We start from the raw sequence: 18,237 nt of genomic DNA on the forward strand, positions 1-18,237 counted from the left end.
TTTGCAGGTAACCAGCGAAGCGCTCTAATCCGGCATTTCCCGTTTAAATATGGGCACTTGCGAGAATATGACGCCAGAAATGAAAACGCCCACACAAGGTGGGCGTTCATGACCTGCAGTGGCGCTTACAGATAGTAAGACTTCAACGGCGGGAAGCCATTGAACTCCACAGCGCTGTAGCTGGTGGTGTAGGCACCGGTGGACAGCCAGTACAGGCGGTCACCGCTGGCCAGGTTCAGCGGCAGGCCGTACTTGTAGTTCTCGTACATGATGTCGGCGCTGTCGCAGGTCGGGCCGGCGATCACCACCTCTTCCATCTCGCCCTTCTTCTCGGTCCAGATGGGGAACTTGATGGCTTCGTCCATGGTTTCGATCAGACCGCTGAACTTGCCCACGTCGGCATAGACCCAGCGCTCGACGGCGGTACGCGACTTGCGTGCCACCAGCACCACTTCCGAGACCAGCACGCCGGCGTTGGCGATCAGCGAACGGCCCGGCTCGAGGATGATTTCCGGCAGTTCATCACCGAAGTCTTCCTTGAGGAAGCGGGTGATTTCCTCAGCGTAGGTTTCCAGGTCGTTGGTACGCTGGATGTAGTTGGCCGGGAAGCCGCCGCCCATGTTGATCATCTGCAGGGTAATGCCGTCTTCTTCCTTGAGGCGCTCGAAGATCACCTTGACCTTGGCGATAGCGGCGTCCCAGACATCGATGTCGCGCTGCTGCGAACCGACGTGGAAGGAGATGCCGTAGGGCACCAGGCCCAGTTGCTTGGCCAGGATCAGCAGGTCCAGGGCCATGTCCGGCTGGCAGCCGAACTTGCGGCTCAGCGGCCAGTCGGCGCTGGTCGAGCCTTCGGTGAGAATGCGCACATAAATCTTCGAGCCCGGCGCGGCCTTGGCGATGTTGCGCAGGTCGGCTTCGGAGTCGGTGGCGAACAGGCGCACGCCCTTGTCGAAGAAGTAACGAATATCGCGGGATTTCTTGATGGTGTTGCCGTAGCTGATGCGCTCGGGGCCGACACCGGTAGCCATGACCTTGTCCAGCTCGTAGATCGAGGCGATGTCGAAGCTCGAACCCTTGTCGCGCAGCAACTCGATGATCTCGGTGGCCGGGTTGGCCTTGACCGCGTAGTAGATTTTGGCGAACGGGAAGCAGTTGCCCAGCTGATCGTAGGCATCAGCGATGATCTGACGGTCGATCACCACGAAAGGAGTTTCGTGCTGATCGGCGAACGCCTTCATGCGCTGGAAAGTGGCGGGTGCGTAATAGTCTTCGACCTTGATCGACATGCTGGGGACTCCAATGGCAAAACCGGGAACACATTGATTCGGGCAGCAGAACCGCTTACAGGTTCCGCTACGTGTCGGGGCTGGCCGCGCTAAACGCTGGCCTGAACGTCTGACAGTTTCCCCACTTTGGTTCGCCTACTTCCCAAGGCATGTCGCCGAGCATCACCGGTACCGACCATAAGCCGGCCGGCAACCTCTCGTCGTCAGTACTTGAGCCGGATGGATCGTTTCCAGCATGGACGTTCGGGCGCGGACTTTAAGACCATGCGCCCCTCAGATCAACCGGAAATTCCTGCTAATTTCATCTCGTTCCAGATATCACACAAAACGTTCTGAAATGCTGAACAGGCGGGGCTTTCAGCCAGTTTGGCGCAGCCGTGTTTCAGTGCCATTGCAGCACCAGTTCGTCCACCTGGGCGAAGCCCTGCAGATGGCGCCTTATCACCTCCTGCAACTCGTCGAGCTCAGCCGCACTCGGCGCTGTGCAGGCCAGCGTTAAAGCCTGCTCATCGGCCTGCAGCAGGCACTCACCGATGGAGAAACGCAGCAGGCCTTCGTGCTCGCTCCAGCGCGCTTCGATCTTGTGCGAGAAATGCTTGCACAGACGCCCCAGCAGGCGCGGCGCCTGGATACTGAGAAAACGGCTATGGCTGTTCGGCATGGTTTGGGTCCTCCATAAGCATTGGTCGGTCAGCCAACACCAGCGGCTGGCCGAGGGAGCAGTGTTCGATACGCGCCTCGATGGCATAGGCGCGGCGCAGCCAGGCGGCGTCCAGCACGTCAGTGGGCACGCCGAAGCGGTAACCACCATCCGGCGCCAGCAGCAACAGGTGACTACAGAAACGCAATGCCAGATTGAGGTCATGGCAGGCCACCAGGGCAATCGCCTGCTCGTTACGGCAACACTCGGCGACGCAGTCGAGTACGCGCAGTTGCCAGTGCAGATCGAGCGCGCTGGTGGGTTCGTCGAGCAACAGCAGTTGCGGCTCACCGACCAATACTTGCGCCAGGCCGAGCAATTGCCGCTGCCCGCCGGACAGGCGATCCATACGCTGCAGGGCCAGATGTTCGATGCCCAGACGCTGAAGAATCGTTTCGACCCGCGCAGTCAGCTCGTGCGAAGCAAGATGCGGACAACGCGCCCGCGCCGCCGCCAGCAAGCTTTCGTAGGCCAGCAGCGACACTGCCTGCGGCAACTGCTGCGGCAGGTAGGCCACCTGCGCCTGCTGGCGCCAGGGCGGCACGCCGCTCAGCGTCGCCTCCCCCAACCGCGCCATGCCCTGGCACGCCTGCAAACCGGCAATGGCGCGCAGTAGCGAGGACTTGCCGACGCCGTTCGGGCCGAGCACGCCCACCAGGCTGCCAGCCTCCACGGCCGGCAGGGTCAGATCCTGCAGGATGCTGCGCGCGCCATAACTCAGCCCCAGCCCCTCGATCAGCAGACTCATAGGCTGCGCCCCCGCGCCAGGATCAAAGCGATAAACAGCGGCACGCCAACCACGGCGGTGACCAGCCCCACCGGCAGAATCACCCCAGGCAGCAGCGCACGGCTGGCCAGTGACGCCAGCGACAGCAACAGAGCCCCCGCCAGCGCACTGCCGGGCAGATAGAAACGATGGTCCTCGCCCAGCAGCAGGCGCGCCACATGCGGCCCGACCAGACCGATAAAGCCCACCTCGCCGACGAAAGCCGTGGCCACGCCGGTGAGCAGGCTGACCCGCAACAGCACGAAGGCGCGCAGGCGGCCAACGCGAATGCCCAGACTGCGTGCCTGCTCCTCGCCGCCACGCAGGCTGGTCATGGCCCAGGCCTGGCGCAGCGCCAGGATCAGGCACACGGCAAGTACCACCGTCACCAGTGCCACCCGCTGCAGATCGGCACGCGCCAGGCTGCCCAGCGTCCAGAACACGATCTGCTGCAGCGCATCGGCATCGGCGAGAAACTGCAGTAGCCCGACCAGTGCATTGAGGCCGAACAGCAGGGCGATACCGAACAGCACCAGGGTATGCAGCGCCTCCCCCAGCACCCGCGCCACCAGGAGCAGCAACAGGCAAGAGATGAAGGCGCAGACGAAGGCCGCCAGCGGCAGCAGCAGATCGGCGCCGAGCCCGGCCAGATTGGGCCGCAGCAGGATCACCAACGCTGCACCGAGGGTCGCCGCCGCGCCGACGCCGAGGGTAAAGGGGCTGGCCAGGGGGTTGTTCAGCGCCGTCTGCATCTCCGCACCAGCCAGGCCCAGGCTGGCACCCACCACCAGCGCCATTAACGCGTAGGGCACCCGGATCTCCAGAATGATCACCGCCTGCGCGGCGTCCAGATGCTGTGGCTGCAACAGACCGCGCGCCACGTCCCACCAGCTCAGGCCTGCCGGGCCGGTAGCCAGATCGGCGATGAAACTGGCCAGCAGCAATGCCGCCAACGCGCCCAAGCAGGCCCAGCGCCGCATCAAGGCATGCCGATAACCGAGGCGCAACCGCTGCTGCGCACTCACAGGCTGATCCAGTACTGGCCGTCCAGCGCCACTGGCTGGAACTCACGGTAGAAACGCTGCAGCGTGCGCTGCGGGTCGAGGTCGGCAAAGGCTTCGGGATGCAGCCACTTGGCGAATACCTGCACCGCCACCACGTTGAACGGGCTGTTGTAGAAGCCATGCCAGATGGCATGCGCCCTGCCCTCGCGCACGGCGCTCAGATGCCGCAGACCGCCACGCCCAAGCAAACGTCTGAGCGAAGCCTGCGCCGCATCCGCCGCCACACCAGGACCCAGAGCGATATAGGGCGCGTCCTCGGCCAGACTGTCGGCCGACCCCACAGCGCTGGCGATGTACAGCTCCGGCGGCTGACTGAGCAGCAGCTCCAGGCTGATCGTGCCAGCATGGCCGGGCAGACGCTCGCGGGCGATATTGTCGCCGCCGGCCTCGGCCAATAGATCAGCGAACATGCCGCGCGCCATACTTTCGCAGCAGCTATCGCCGAGGCCGGCGCGGCTGTGCAGGAACACCGTGGGTGCGGCGCCTTGCGGCAAGCGCTCACGCACCGCAGCCAGCGCTTCGGCATGCGCCGTATTGAAGGCTTCGGCCCGTGCCTCGCGGCCCAGCACCTGACCGAGCAGGGTCATGCTGCGTGGCGTGTTGACCAATGGCTGCTCACGGAAATCGACGAACAGCACCGCTACCCCGGCGCGCTGCAACTGCTCGATCAGACGGCCCTGGGTGCTGCCGGGGCCATGCCCGGAGAGGCTGAAGATGGCCAGATCCGGGCGCAGCGTCAGTACCTGCTCCAGGCTGAAAGTATCGGCCGCGCCCTGGCCAATGCGCGGCACCTTGGCCAACTCGGGAAAGGCCTGCTGGTATCGCCGCGCGCTGCCGGGATCGACCAGCGCCAGGTCGGCCGGCATGCCCACCAGACGATGCAGCAGGTGCTCGCCTTCGAGAATGGCCAGCACCGGCAGCAGACGGCCTTCGCCCAGCACGATGCGCTGGACCTTCTGGGGTATGGAGACCTCACGCCCGGCCAGATCGGTCAGCACCTGCGCCTGTACCGGGGCCAGCAGCACCAGCCCCAGCAATGCCGCAACGATTGCTCGTCCCATCAGATTCGCCATGCCAGACCCAGACGCAGTTCACGACCTGGCTCGTAGGAGCCACGGATGCCCTCATAGTCCGGAATGTGCTCGAAGTCCTCGTTGCTGGCGTGATCCAGGTACTGCTTGTCCAGCAGGTTCTTCAGCGTCAGGGTCACCGTCAGGCTCTCAGGCACGGCCTGCCATTCGGCATACAGGTCATGCACGCCATAGCCCGGTTTGGACACATCACCGACACCGGTATGCAGGGTGTCGATGCCGCGCACGAAACGGCCCTGCCAGCCGAGAGTGAGGTTATCGCTGGCGCGGTAGTCGGCGAAGCTGGTCCAGGTGTCGCCGAGGCTGGTGCCCAGACCGTTGTATTCGTAGACGTTGAGGCGCTCGCCATCCAGACGCGCGTCGTTGCGGTGGTAGCTCAAGCCCAGGCTGAGCTGCTGCCAGTGGTAGGCGGTGCTGAGCAGCACACCCTTGCTCTTCAGGTCGCCGACGTTCTCATACAGATTGGGCCGGCCGATGGGATCGGCGATGGCATCCTTGATCCGGGTGACGTAGGCCTTGCCGCTCAGCTCCCAGCCACCGCCGCGGTAGTCGAACCCGACCTCGTCGGTACGCGCCTTCTCCGCCTTCAGATCCGGGTCGTTGCCGGACACATCGAGCTTGAAGGCATCACGTACCTGCGGGCCGCGCAGTGCCCGCGCCTGGCCGGCGAAAACGGCCAGTTCGGGTGTCAACTGGTAGCGCAGCCCCAGGTTGGGGCTGATGCCTTCCTCGGTGAAGTTCTGCTTGTCGCGGTCATCGAGCTTGTAGCGGTCGTAACGCAGGCCGGCGTCGAGCTGCAGGCGTGAGGTGATCTGGTAGCGGTCCTGCAGGTAGACGCCAAGCACTTCGCCGTCTTCGTGATCCAGCTCGCGGTCACCTTCTGGGCCAAGGGTGGTGCGATCATCACGGTAGTCGACGCCATAGGTCAGCTGATGCGCGCCGAGTCGACTGGTGTTGCGCAGATCGAAGCCGGTACTGCGGGTGTCACCGAAGTACAGACCGAAGCGGCCGTCCTGCTCCAGCTCGTTGGTGGTGTGGTAGGTGGTCAGCTCGACATCCAGCAGATCGTTGTTCACCGGCTGCCAGGCATAGTTGAGCGTCCAGGTCTCACGTTCGGTACTCAGCGGATACAGACGGTTGAAGCTGCTCGGTATCCACTGCGGGCGCTGACTGCGCTCGCCCTCGTCGATGCGCTTTTCGTAGCTCAGGCGCAGGGTCTGCTCGTCCGTCAGCTTGCCCACCAGCTTGGCGAAGCCGAGCTTCTGCCGTGCCGCCGTCCCCAGCACGTCGTCGTTGTTGCCGTCCTCAAAGTCGTTCTGATCCTGGTAGGTGGTCATGGCCAGCGCCGACCAGTTTTCATTGAAGCGACCGAACACGCTGGCGCTGCTCTTGTAGCCTTCGCCATTGCTGAAATAGCCGGTCTTGAGCAGCGCACCGAGTTGCTCGCCTTCGCGCAGCAGGTCGTCCGGGTCCTTGGTGACGAAGCGGATCGCTCCACCCAGCGCACCGGGCCCGGCAGTGGCATCGCCAGTGCCGGCCTGCACTTCGGCGCGCTTGAGCAGCTCCGGCTCGATGCCGATGCGGCCGGTGTGGTGGAAGGTCTGCCCTGGCTGGCTGGCGCCGTCGATGCTGATGTTCAGCAAGGTGTCTTCCAAGCCGCGCAGGTAGAGCTTCTGCGCCACGCCGGGGCCGCCGCCCACGGATACCTCGGGGTTGGATTCGAACACTTCCTGCAGGTCGCTGGCCTGGTAGCGCTGCAGCTGCTCGGCCTCGACGCTCTCGTTGGGGTCGATGGCAGCCGCGGTGATCTCCTGCGCCTGCAACTCCAGCGCGGTATCGGCGCCATGCGCCTGCGTGGCAAGCAGACTACCGAAGGTAATGGCGCCGAGCAGACTCAGGCGATAAGGGCAGTGCGGCATGATCGATCCTCCCCAGGAAAGATGTGAATATTTCGCATTTGCGAATTCTCATCACAAGCACCTGAGCAGGGAATCACTTTTACAACTGTTACATCGCCCTGCGTGGCAGGCGAATCTCCATGAGCAAGCCACCGCCGACGCGATTGCTCGCGCGAATGCTGCCGCCGGTGGCGCTGACCTGGCGCTGTGCCAACGCCAGGCCGAGACCGAAACCGGCACGCTCGCTGCCGCCACGAAAGAACGGCTGAAAGATGCGCTCCAGCCACTGCTCGGCTACACCCGGCCCCTGGTCGGCAACCCGCAGCAGCCAGGCATCGCCCTCCTCGCTCAGGCTGACTTCGATCTGGCCGCCAGGCGGGGTGTGGTCGAGCGCATTGCGCACCACGTTCTCGATGGCCTGGCCCAGCGCCCGGCTGCTGCTGCCATGCAGCGGCGCGCTGTCGGGAATCTGACAGAGAACCTGCCGATCCGGGTACTCAAAACGCGCGTCGTCGAGGATGCTGTCGAGCAGTTCGGACAGGTCCAGGTTCTCGTCACGCAGCTCGGGGCGCTCGTTCTCCAGCCAGCTCAGGGTCAGGGCATCCTCGACCAGACGGCGCATGCCGGCGCAGTCGTCGCGGATGCGTTCGAGCAACTGACGCTGGCCGCCGTCCTGCTCGGCCAGGCTCACCGCCATCTCGATGCGCGTCAGCGGCGTGCGCAGCTCGTGGGACATATCCGCCAGACGCTGACGCTGGTCGATGATCAGTTGCCCGGTACGCGCGGCCATGGCATCGAAGGTCTCGGCCAGGCGCGCCAGTTCGTCGTTGCGCGAGCCCAGCAGCGAGCGCACGCGCACGTCCAGGCGACCATCGCTGAACTGCCGGGTGGCCTGCTCCAGACGACCGAGCGGTTGCATCAGGTGACGGTAGAGCACCAGGCAGACGAGCAACATCAGCACCAGCGGCACCACCAGTTGCAGCAGGAGCTTGGCGTAATGCCAGTTGAGGCCGGGACGCATGCGCTGCGGCAGGATGATCAGGAAATGGGTTCGGCCGTCGGCGAACGGCAAATCCATGATGGGGTTTTCCTGGAAGTACAGGTGGATCTTCCAGCTCACATCGCGTCCCAGGCCGAAGCCCTCGTAGAAGCGCTCGTTGAGCACGCTGCCAGCCAGCGGTCGCACGTCGGCCTCGATCACTGCCGCCCAGGTCTGCTCCTGCTGCTGCAGGGTAGTGAGCCAGCGCGCCAGCGCTTCATGATCGCCAGCGCGATACATCGCTTCGGCCTGCTCGCCGTAGTGGCGCAGGGTGCGCTGGTGTTCGGTGTCGATGAAGCTCATGCGCTCCTCGGTCTGCCAGGCGACGCGGGCGATGATCCAGAACAGCAGCACGCTGCCCAGGCCGATGACCAGGCACAGCTTCCAGAACAGACGGTGATTCATGTGAAGGCGTAACCACGACCGTGCAGCGTCTGCAGTCGGTCGGCGCCAAGGCCGGCTTCGGCCAGGCGGCGGCGAATGCGGCTGACGTGCATGTCCAGGCTGCGGTCGTACTGGCTGTAATCGCGCTCCAGCGCCGTGCGGTAGAGGTAGGGTTTGCTCAGCGCCTCGCCACGATGGCTGACCAGCAACCAGAGCAAACGGAACTGCAGCGGCGTCAGCGCCAGGTCGCAGTCGCCGACCCGCGCCTGCTGGGCGTGGCGATCCAGATGCAGTTCGTCGACCTGCAACTGCTGCGTCTGGCCGCCGCGCGCACTCTCCTGCGCGCGCGTGCGGCGCAGCACGGCGTCGATGCGCAGCTGCAGCTCGGTGATGTTGAAGGGCTTGGGCAGGTAATCGTCGGCACCATGGCGCAGGCCGCGAATGCGCTCCTCCTCGGCGCCACAGGCAGTGAGCATGATCACCGGCGTCTGCTGTTGCTCACGCAGGCGGCGCAGCACGGAAAAGCCGTTGACGTCCGGCAGCATCACATCAAGCAACAGCAGATCCGGCGTCTCGCGCAGCGCCGTCTCCAGCCCGGCCTCGCCCAAATGACAGGCGCTGGTGGCATAACCCTGACCACGCAGCAGCTCGCCGAGCTGGGCGGCCAGAGTGCGATCGTCCTCGACGATCAGGATGCGAGCCAGGCTGGCGGTCATGTGGGTTACCCAGGCAATTAAGGCGAATGATTCTCATATATAAAAATCACTTCGGCAACTTCTGCCCGCGCAACCCGGCCTATCACCCTCAATACACGTCGCGGCGGTAACGCCCTTCCTCGACCAGATCGTCCACCACCTCCTCGCCAAGTAGCTCACGCAGCACCGCATCGACACCGCCGGCCATACCTTGCAGGCTGCCGCAGACGTAAATCGCCGCCCCTTCGACCAGCCAGCCACGCAGGCGCTCGTGCTGCTCGCGCAGCAGATCCTGCACATAGCGTTTCTCGGCCTGGTCGCGGGAGAACGCCAGATCCAGGTGCTGCAGCTCGCCCCTGCTCAGTGCCGCTTCCATCTCCTCGCCACAGAAGAAATCCTGGGCGCGGTTACGCTCGCCGAACAGCAGCCAGTTGCGTGCCTGCCCTGCCAGGGTGCGCGCCCGTAGCAGCGAGCGCAGGCCGGCCAGGCCGGTGCCGTTGCCGATCAGGATCAACGGGCGGTCATCCTCAGGCAGGTGGAAGCCGCTGTTGCATCGTACCCGCGCCAGCATCTGACCGCCCTCGGGCAGGTGCTCGGTCAGCCAGCCGGAGCCAAGGCCCAGACTGCCGTCGGCTTGCACGGCCTGACGCACGATCAGTTGCAGCACGCCATCGGCGGCGACCGAGGCGATGGAATATTCCCGCGTGCCCAGCGGTACCAGCGCATCGATCAACGCCTGGGCGTGCAAGCCAACCAGGTGAGCGAAGCTGTTCGGCAATTGTCGTTCGGCCAAGGCTTCGCTCAGGCTCATCGTCTGGCCATCAAGCGCTACCGGCTCAAAACCGTCGAAACCGGAGTGCTGCAACCAGGTTTGCACCCGCTCATGCGCATGACGAGGGCGAATTTCCAGGATGTCGCCGGCTTGCCAAGTGCTCTGTGCAGGCGGTGTGAGGCCGATGAAGAACACCGCAGCACCCTGGCTGCCAGTATTAAGCAGACGCCGCTCAGCCAACGGCCAGTTCTGCCACGGCATCTCCTCGAAGCGAATCGGCGCGGCGCCGGTCAGCTCGCTCAGTTGCTGCTGCCAGTGCTGCAGGGCTGCCTGGTCGTCGCCGTCGACCTCGACGCTGTCGAACAGGCGATGCGCACCCTGCAACCCCAGCCAGTCGTTGATACGGCGGGCGAATCCGCAGAAATTCTCGTACTGCCGATCCCCCAGCGCCAGCACCGCATAGCTCAACTGCCCCAGCGGCAGCGAACCACCCAGCACCTTGCGCTCGAAGCCTTGCGCGGCATCCGGCGCCTCGCCATCACCAAAGGTGCTGACCACGAACAGCGCCTTCTGCGCGCGGCTCAGGCTGTCAGCGTCGAGGCGCGAGAGCGGCTCGACACGCACGGGGATACCCGCAGCCTGCAACTGCCCCGCGCTCTGCCAGGCCAGTTGCTCGGCGAAACCACTCTGGCTGGCGAAACCGACCAACCAGCCCTCGCCAGAATCGCCGCCTTTCAAGGCACCACGCGCAGCCAGCGCCGCGCGCTTTTTGCGCCGACGGTCCAGATACAGCAGCCAACCGGTAACGAAAAATAGCGGCATGGCCCCGGTGGCCAGCATCATCAGGATGCGCCCTGGCATGCCGAAGTACTCGCCGACATGCAGCGCATAAATGCTCGCCAGCAGCTGCGCCTTGAAGCTCTTGTCGGCGTAGCGTTCATGGCGGCTGACTTCGCCACTTTTCGGATCGATCTGGAACTGGTTCAAGGCGCGCACATGCTCGGCGCCATCGAGCACATAGAAGACCGTCGCCGGCTGCCCGGCCACTGGTGGCAGGCGCAGGTTCCAGGCAACCAGCCCGGAGCCGGCAGTTTGTTGGATGCTCTGCCATACAGCGTCGTAGTCAACTTCTGGCGCAGGACCGCTAGGCACCTGACGGCCGCCACGGCCACGCTCACCGCGCTGTTCGGGCGGGGTATCGGAGAGCATGCGTGTCAGTCCGTCGCGATACCAGTCATAGGACCAGTACAGACCGGTGAGGCCGGCACAAAGATAGAACAACAGCGCCCAGGTGCCTGCGACAGCGTGCAGATCCCAGTTGAAGCTGCGGCCCTTCTTCTTCCAGTCCAGGGTCAGCCAGGTACGCCAGCTCAAAGCCTTGCGCGGCCAACGCAGGTACAGTCCAGAGAAACAGAAGAACAGCAGCGCCAGAGTGCTGGCAGCGGTGATCTGCTTGCCTACCTCGCCCATCGATAGAAAGCGGTGCAGCATCAGCATCAGGTGGAAGAAATCCTGACCAATGGGCTCGGCCAGCACCTCCCCGGTGTAGGGGTCGAAAGGGATGCGCGGCCCACGGCGCTCGCCCGGCGGTGGCATAAGAAAAGCGGTGCCAGGCCCGTCATGGCGACCGTCGACCCACAACGCAGTAACACGATCAGCGGTAGCGGCCTCGATCTTCGCAGCCAACTCGCCTGGCGTGAGATGCCCCTGTGCGCTGGGCTGGATCTGCCAGCGCTCGGTATTCAGCGCCCGGGTTATCTCGCCTTCAAAGCTATAAAGGGCGCCGGTGATACCCATGATCGCCAACACCAGGCCGGCGCTGATGCCGAAGAACCAGTGCAGCTGGAAGATGATTTTCTTGAACACGACGGAGCCACCCTTACCCTGACCCACTGCGACGGGCGGCCACTCTATATGGGAATAATTTTCATAACCATTCATTTACGCGATTTTTACGCATTTGCCCAAGGCTCGAAGCGCCTATCCCAGCGCTAACCTGAAAGCCGATGGCCGTACCTCGGCCAGCACCCGCAGTTATCGGTATAATCGGCAGTTTTCCGGGCGCCGCCGCCCCCTCAATCGATTCCAGCCAGGCACGCATCCATGACCACCCAGGCCGCCGAAGTCGCCAAGCGCCGTACTTTCGCCATCATTTCCCACCCGGACGCCGGTAAGACCACCATCACCGAAAAGCTGCTGCTGATGGGCAAGGCCATCGAAGTGGCCGGCACCGTGAAGTCGCGTAAATCCGATCGCCACGCCACCTCCGACTGGATGGAGATGGAGAAGCAGCGCGGCATCTCCATCACCACCTCGGTGATGCAGTTCCCCTACCGTGAGCACATGATCAACCTGCTCGACACCCCCGGCCACGAAGACTTCTCGGAAGACACCTACCGCACCCTGACCGCGGTGGACAGCGCGCTGATGGTGCTTGACGGCGGTAAGGGCGTCGAGCCACGTACCATCGCCCTGATGGACGTCTGCCGCCTGCGCGACACCCCCATCGTCAGCTTCATCAACAAGCTCGACCGCGACATCCGCGACCCAATCGAGCTGCTCGACGAAATCGAGGCGGTGCTCAACATCAAGGCCGCACCGATCACCTGGCCGATTGGCTGCTACAAGGACTTCAAGGGCGTTTACCACCTGACCGGCGACTACATCATCGTCTACACCCCAGGTCACGGCCACGAGCGCACCGAAGCCAAGATCATCCAGAAGTTGGACTCCGACGAGGCGCGCGCACACCTCGGCGACATGTACGAGCGTTTCGTCGAAGAGCTGGAACTGGTACAGGGTGCCTGCCACGCGTTCGAGCCCGACGCCTTCCTCAAGGGCGCGATGACCCCGGTATTCTTCGGCACCGCACTGGGCAACTTTGGCGTCGACCATGTGCTCGACGCCGTGGTCGACTGGGCGCCGCGCCCGCTGCCGCGCGCCGCCAACGAGCGCAACGTGGAGCCGACCGAGGAGAAGTTCTCCGGCTTCGTGTTCAAGATCCAGGCGAACATGGACCCGAAGCATAGGGACCGCATCGCCTTCATGCGTATCTGCTCGGGCAAGTACACCCAGGGCATGAAGATGCGCCACGCGCGCCTGGGCAAGGACGTACGCGTCGGCGACGCGCTGACCTTCTTCTCCAGCGAGCGTGAGCACCTGGAAGAAGCCTATGCCGGCGACATCATCGGCCTGCACAACCACGGCACCATCCAGATCGGCGACACCTTCACCGAAGGCGAGAACCTGGGCTTCACCGGTATCCCGCACTTCGCCCCGGAACTGTTCCGCCGCGTACGCCTGAAAGACCCACTGAAATCCAAGCAACTGCGCCAGGGCCTGCAGGAACTGGCCGAAGAAGGCGCCACCCAGGTGTTCTTCCCCGAGCGCAACAACGACATCGTGCTCGGTGCCGTCGGTGTGCTGCAGTTCGACGTGGTCGCCAGCCGCCTGAAGGAGGAATACAAGGTGGAGTGCGCCTACGAGGCGATCAACGTCTGGTCGGCGCGCTGGATCGAATGCAGCGACGAGAAGAAGCTCAAGGAGTTCAAGGACAAGGCCTATGAGAACCTCGCCGTCGACGGCGGTGGCCACCTCACCTACCTGGCCCCGACTCGCGTCAACCTCAGCCTGATGGAAGAGCGTTGGCCAGACGTGAAATTCCGCGCGACGCGCGAGCATCACTGATCCATCGAACAAGGCCCGCTCTGCGGGCCTTGTGCTATCTACTCATCCTCCTCCAGCGTCCAGGCCACCAGCGAGTCGCCCAGGCGCGTACCGAACGAACCGTGCCCGCCGGCCATTACCACCACATATTGCTTGCCGGTCTTCTCCGACACGTAGCTGATAGGCGTGGCCTGGCCGCCGGCCGGCAGCCTGTCCTTCCACAACTCCTCGCCGGTGCGCATGTCGTAGGCGCGCAGGTAGTAGTCCAGCGTGCCACTGAGAAAGCCCAGACCACCAGCAGTGACCAAAGGGCCGCCGAGGTTCGGCACGCCGACGGTCAGGGGAATGCCCAGCGGGGCACTGTCGCGGCTGGTGCCATTCTTGCGCTGCCAGACCTTGTCCATGCTGCGCAGGTCCACCGCCGTGACAGTGCCCCATGGCGGCGCCTGGCAAGGCAGACCGAGGACCGAAAGAAACGGCTTCAGGCTGACCATGTAAGGCGCGCCACGATTGGGTTGCAGACCGGTTTCGCCACTGCCATAACGAACATCCTGCGCCTCCTCGCGTTTGACAAGACGCGAGACGAACGCCAGGTAATTAGGCGCGCCGAAGAGAATCTGCCGCTGCGGGTCGACCGCCACCGATGGCCAGTTGAACACGCCGACGTTGCCCGGGTAGATCAACGATCCCTGCTCCGATGGCGGAGTGAAGTCGCCCTCGTAACGCAGGCGATGGAACTGGATGCGGCAGATCAACTGATCGAATGGCGTACCGCCCCACATGTCGCGTTCGCGCAGCGGCTCGTCAGGGGCATAGCTGAGTTTTGATGCTGGCTGGGTCGGCGCGGTGAAGTCGCCCTCCACCGTACCCTGCGGCACTGGATGCTCGCTGACCGGTACGATGGGCTCACCGCTGCGCCGGTCAAGCACATAGAGGTCGCCGCGCTTGGTCGGCTGGATGATCGCCGGCACCGGCCCATCAGCGCCTTCGATATCCACCAGGGTGGGCTGAGACGGCAGGTCACGATCCCAGAGGTCATGATGCACGGTGCGGAATTCCCAACGCACCTTACCGGTTTCCAGGTCCAGCGCCACCAGAGCTGCAGTGAAACGTTCGGCCTCGGCGCTGCGCTGCACACCCCACTGATCTGGCGTCTGGTTGCCCATGGGGATATACACCAGGCCCAGTGCCTCGTCCGCCGTGGCGATGGTCCAGGAATTTGGCGTGCTGCGCACGTAGGTCTCACCGGCCGGCAGTGGCTCGGTGGCATCGGGACGGCCAGGATCGAAGTTCCACACCAGCGCACCGGTGCGTACGTCGTAGGCACGGATCACCCCACCCGGCGAATCCACCGAGCCGTTGTCGGTCACCGAACCACCGACGATGACCAGTTTCTCGGTGACCACCGGCGGCGAGGTAGGCAGGTAGACACCCAGCGCGTCATCGCCCAGGCCAACCTTAAGGTCGACCATGCCGGCCTCGCCAAAGTCCTCGCACGGCTTGCCGTCATGCACATCGAGCGCGTACAGCGTGGCATCGTTGGTCGGCAGGAACAGTCGCTGGGTGCAGCGCGCTGTCGCAGCCGGTGAAGGCGCCGGCGCTGCGCCATCTCGGGCGGCAATCAGTGGGCCGCGATAGGCTGCCGCATCGTGGTAAGCCAGACCACGGCAGGTCATGTGCTGGTAATACTCGGCCTGACGGTTGATCGCCGGGTCGAAGCGCCAGCGCTCCTCACCGGTGTCGGCATCCACCGCGATGGCGATGCTGTGAGGCGTGCAGATGAACAGGTTGTCACCGACCTTGAGCGGCGTCACCTGATTGGTAATCTCGCCGGGGTCGCCCTCACCGGGCAGATCCCCCGTGTGGAATTCCCAGGCTTTCTTCAGCCGCCCGACGTTGGCCGTGGTGATCTGCTCGGCACTGGCATAGCGCTCGCCACGCGACGAGCCGCCGTAGGCAGTCCATTCGCTGGCCGAACGACTGGCTGTCGCCACACCGGCAGCGGCCATACGCGGCTCGTCGAAGCGGCCGGGCAAGCGATGATAGTCCTGCGTCAACGAATAACCAGCCATGCCCGCTCCCAGCAGCAGGCCGAGACCCAGCATCACGCTGGCACCGTCACGCCAGGGTTGCCCAGGCGCGATATGCTGGTTGATCCAGGGCAGCAGTAGCCACAGGCCGAGCACGCACCACAGGTCGATGCGCGGCGCCATCTGCCACCAATCGAAACCCACCTCGAAGACTGTCCAGGCCAGGCTCGCCAGCAACACCAGGGCATACAGCCACAGCGCCGCGCGCTGACGGCGATGAATCAGCACGCCCACCAACAGCAGGCCGAGGCCGGCCAGCAGGTAGTACCAGGAACCGCCCAGCCACAGCAGATAAGCGCCACCGAGCGCCAGCAGCGCGCCCAGAACGACTGTCGCCCAAACCGTAAGCGTGATGCGCAGGAGCTGCGCCTTGTTGTCAGTCATTGCTCGCTCCCCGAAACGCTGCCCCCGGAGATCGGGGCCGTGATCTGTGGATGCGAAGTGAGGGATAGAGTTCAGCGATTCTGCGAGTAAGGCTGCACTTGCAAAGCCGTATGCTGGACATGTCGCCACCCAACGCTCTACAGAGTGTAGAAAAACCGGCTGCTAATTGATCAATAGGTGGCCATCTTTAGCTGTGCAGGACAAGCGGAGCAGATCCGGTTGCGCCAATAGCCGTTCAGCAATTGCCGGCTCCAACTCGGTGCGGACACGACGCGCCAGCGCGCGAGCGCCGAAACGCACGTCATGTTCGCGACACAGCCAGGCGCGAGCACTCTGCTCCACCTGTAGTGAGCGGCCCTGACGGCCCAGGCGCTGATTGAGCTTGTCCAGTTCGATATTCAACAAGGCATCCAACCACTGCTCGTCGACCCGCTCGAACACCAGAATGCGGTCGAGGCGATTGAGCCATTCCGGCTCGAAACGCTCGTGCAACAACTGCTCCAGCAATGCACCCTCGCCCTTCGGTGCCAGCCCCAACCAGCGCCGCCAACCGCGCGTGAAACGCTCGCGGTAGCGCTGCGCCTGCTGCGCGCCGACGTTGCTGGTCATGAAGATCAGGCTGTTGCGGAAATCCAGGGTGCGACTACCGGCGGTCAATGTAAGGCGGCCATGTTCGAGAATGCCGAGCAGGCTGCGCAGCACTTCGGGGCTGGCCTTCTCCAGTTCGTCGAACAGCACGATGCCGGGCCTGCCGAAACTGCCAGCGATGGCTTCGGCATCGAATAGCGTGGTGCCTTCCTTGCTGCCAACGTAACCGGGCGGCGCACCGGTCAGGGCAGCGGCGTAGTGCTCCTGGGCCAGGGTGTGCATATCGATGCGGCACAGGGCATCGGCGCGACCATGGATGGCCTGCGCCAACAGGCGCACGATCTCGGTCTTGCCAACGCCGGTCGGGCCCATGAACAGGTTGACCGCCAGTGGCCGCTCGCGCTCGCCGATATCGGCCTTGACCACCTTGAGCATGGCCTCGACCTGCGCCAGCACCACGTCCTGGCCGACGATGCGCGAACGCAGCAAGGCCATCACGGTAACGGGCTCGAAGAGGAAGCGTGATTGCAGCCGGGTAACGCCCTGCTGCTCCAGGCGCTCGCGGTTGCTGTCGATCAGGTCGTTGGCGAAGGGCATAGACCGCCTCAGGTGCTTGAAAAGCTCGCGGCTAAAGCCCCTCCTACTACAGTGGTATCCCGTGGGAGGGGCTTTAGCCGCGACATACGAAGGTTCAGGCCGTGCGTTCCTTGCCCGGATGCGGCAATTCACCCACCGGGCAGTCAGCCACACCGATGGTCGAGCGGGTGAGTTTCTCCACGTCCTCCTGGGCCTTCTGCGCATCCAGCACCCAGGTGCGGTAGAACTCGAACGGGCAATCGGCCACGCCCTTGTCGCCATCACCGGAGTTGTAGACGCCGGTGTAGCCGCGATGGAGCAGCTTGAACAGGTGGTTCTGCGATTGGTCGTTGGCGCGCGCATCGCGGATCTGCGACACCGACAGCTGGGCGTACTGGATGCCCATTTCCTCCTCGCCACACTCGCCCAGTGTGCGGCCGTCGAAGCCGATCACAGCCGAGTGGCCGAAGTAGCTGTACACGCCGTCGAAGCCGGTGGCGTTGGCCACCGCCACGTAGCAATTGTTGGCCCAGGCCATGGTCTTGGCCATCAGCACCTGCTGATCCTTGGCCGGGTACATGTAGCCCTGGCAGCGCACGATCAGCTCAGCGCCCTTCATCGCGCAGTCACGCCAGATTTCCGGGTAGTTGCCGTCGTCGCAGATGATCAGGCTGATCTTCATGCCCTTGGGGCCTTCGGACACATAGGTGCGGTCGCCCGGATACCAGCCCTCGATGGGACACCAGGGAATGCACTTGCGGTAGCGCTGAACGATCTCGCCCTGGTCGTTGATCAGGATGAGCGTGTTGTACGGCGCCTTGTGCGGGTGCTCTTCATGACGCTCACCGGTGAGCGAGAAGATGCCCCAGGTCTTGGCCTCGCGGCAGGCGGCGGAAAAGATCGCCGTTTCCTCGCCGGGGATGGTCGCGGCGGTGGCCATCATCTCGTCCTTGTCGTACATGATGCCCATGGTGCTGTACTCGGGGAATACCACCAGGTCCATGCCGGGCAGGCCGAGCTTCATACCCTTGATCATCTCGGCGATCTTGCGCGCGTTGTCGAGCACTTCGGCCTTGGTGTGCAGGCGCGGCATCTTGTAATTGACGACGGCGACGCCGACGGTATCAGGGCTGCTGGAAATATCGCCGTGGCGCATGGCTGTATGTCCTCCGGTTGACTGCTTGTTTGTGGGAGCGGCTTCAGCCGCGAAATGCTCTGTGTGTCGCTGGTTATCG

The 18,237-nt window shown here is 64.0% G+C and carries 13 protein-coding genes; 1 reads left to right on the forward strand and 12 read right to left on the reverse strand.

Annotated features, from left to right (window positions below):
• Window positions 1–125 precede the first annotated feature (125 nt).
• From RTH74_RS04300 to RTH74_RS04340, 9 genes are all read right to left on the reverse strand, one after another.
• Complete coding sequence (locus RTH74_RS04300) at window positions 126–1,289, reverse strand: type III PLP-dependent enzyme (RefSeq protein ID WP_017678861.1); 1,164 nt, start codon at window positions 1,287–1,289, stop codon at window positions 126–128.
• Window positions 1,290–1,671: 382 nt separating this feature from the next.
• Complete coding sequence (locus RTH74_RS04305) at window positions 1,672–1,950, reverse strand: DUF2218 domain-containing protein (protein WP_316913847.1); 279 nt, start codon at window positions 1,948–1,950, stop codon at window positions 1,672–1,674.
• Entirely contained in the window at window positions 1,934–2,737 is an 804-nt protein-coding gene (locus RTH74_RS04310) for an ABC transporter ATP-binding protein (RefSeq protein ID WP_316913848.1), read from the reverse strand. The genes RTH74_RS04305 and RTH74_RS04310 overlap by 17 nt, the downstream gene beginning before the upstream one ends.
• Complete coding sequence (locus RTH74_RS04315) at window positions 2,734–3,735, reverse strand: FecCD family ABC transporter permease (protein ID WP_420713133.1); 1,002 nt, start codon at window positions 3,733–3,735, stop codon at window positions 2,734–2,736. The genes RTH74_RS04310 and RTH74_RS04315 overlap by 4 nt, the downstream gene beginning before the upstream one ends.
• A gap of 41 nt (window positions 3,736–3,776) precedes the next feature.
• A complete protein-coding gene (locus tag RTH74_RS04320) occupies window positions 3,777–4,880 on the reverse strand; it encodes an ABC transporter substrate-binding protein (RefSeq protein ID WP_316913850.1) in 1,104 nt (367 codons plus the stop codon).
• On the reverse strand, window positions 4,880–6,829 hold the full coding sequence (locus RTH74_RS04325) for a TonB-dependent receptor domain-containing protein (RefSeq protein ID WP_316913851.1): 1,950 nt from the start codon (window positions 6,827–6,829) through the stop codon (window positions 4,880–4,882). Before RTH74_RS04325 ends, RTH74_RS04320 begins: the two co-directional genes overlap by 1 nt.
• A gap of 88 nt (window positions 6,830–6,917) precedes the next feature.
• Entirely contained in the window at window positions 6,918–8,252 is a 1,335-nt protein-coding gene (locus tag RTH74_RS04330) for a sensor histidine kinase (protein WP_316913852.1), read from the reverse strand.
• Window positions 8,249–8,947: a response regulator transcription factor gene (locus tag RTH74_RS04335; RefSeq protein ID WP_316913853.1), complete on the reverse strand. Its 699-nt coding sequence runs from the start codon at window positions 8,945–8,947 to the stop codon at window positions 8,249–8,251. The genes RTH74_RS04330 and RTH74_RS04335 overlap by 4 nt, the downstream gene beginning before the upstream one ends.
• A gap of 88 nt (window positions 8,948–9,035) precedes the next feature.
• A complete protein-coding gene (locus RTH74_RS04340) occupies window positions 9,036–11,564 on the reverse strand; it encodes a sulfite reductase flavoprotein subunit alpha (protein WP_316913854.1) in 2,529 nt (842 codons plus the stop codon).
• A 237-nt stretch (window positions 11,565–11,801) separates the two neighbouring features.
• Between RTH74_RS04340 and RTH74_RS04345 the strand changes: the two genes are divergently transcribed.
• Window positions 11,802–13,385, forward strand: coding sequence for a peptide chain release factor 3 (locus RTH74_RS04345; protein ID WP_316913855.1), 1,584 nt, complete (start codon window positions 11,802–11,804; stop codon window positions 13,383–13,385).
• Window positions 13,386–13,423: 38 nt separating this feature from the next.
• On the opposite strand, the gene RTH74_RS04350 is transcribed toward RTH74_RS04345, so the two are convergent.
• The 3 genes from RTH74_RS04350 to RTH74_RS04360 all read right to left on the reverse strand — a co-directional run bounded on the left by RTH74_RS04350 (window position 13,424) and on the right by RTH74_RS04360 (window position 18,158).
• On the reverse strand, window positions 13,424–15,838 hold the full coding sequence (locus RTH74_RS04350; protein WP_316913856.1) for a membrane-bound PQQ-dependent dehydrogenase, glucose/quinate/shikimate family: 2,415 nt from the start codon (window positions 15,836–15,838) through the stop codon (window positions 13,424–13,426).
• A gap of 162 nt (window positions 15,839–16,000) precedes the next feature.
• Window positions 16,001–17,023 (reverse strand): AAA family ATPase, encoded by a 1,023-nt coding sequence (locus tag RTH74_RS04355; protein WP_316913857.1) that lies wholly within the window; start codon window positions 17,021–17,023, stop codon window positions 16,001–16,003.
• A gap of 94 nt (window positions 17,024–17,117) precedes the next feature.
• Window positions 17,118–18,158 carry an aliphatic amidase gene (locus RTH74_RS04360; RefSeq protein WP_099522547.1) on the reverse strand — a complete coding sequence of 347 codons (1,041 nt, stop codon included), beginning with the start codon at window positions 18,156–18,158 and terminating at the stop codon, window positions 17,118–17,120.
• Window positions 18,159–18,237: the final 79 nt, after the last annotated feature.

Source organism: Pseudomonas sp. zfem001 (assembly GCF_032621725.1).
Classification (GTDB): Bacteria; Pseudomonadota; Gammaproteobacteria; order Pseudomonadales; family Pseudomonadaceae; genus Aquipseudomonas; species Aquipseudomonas sediminis.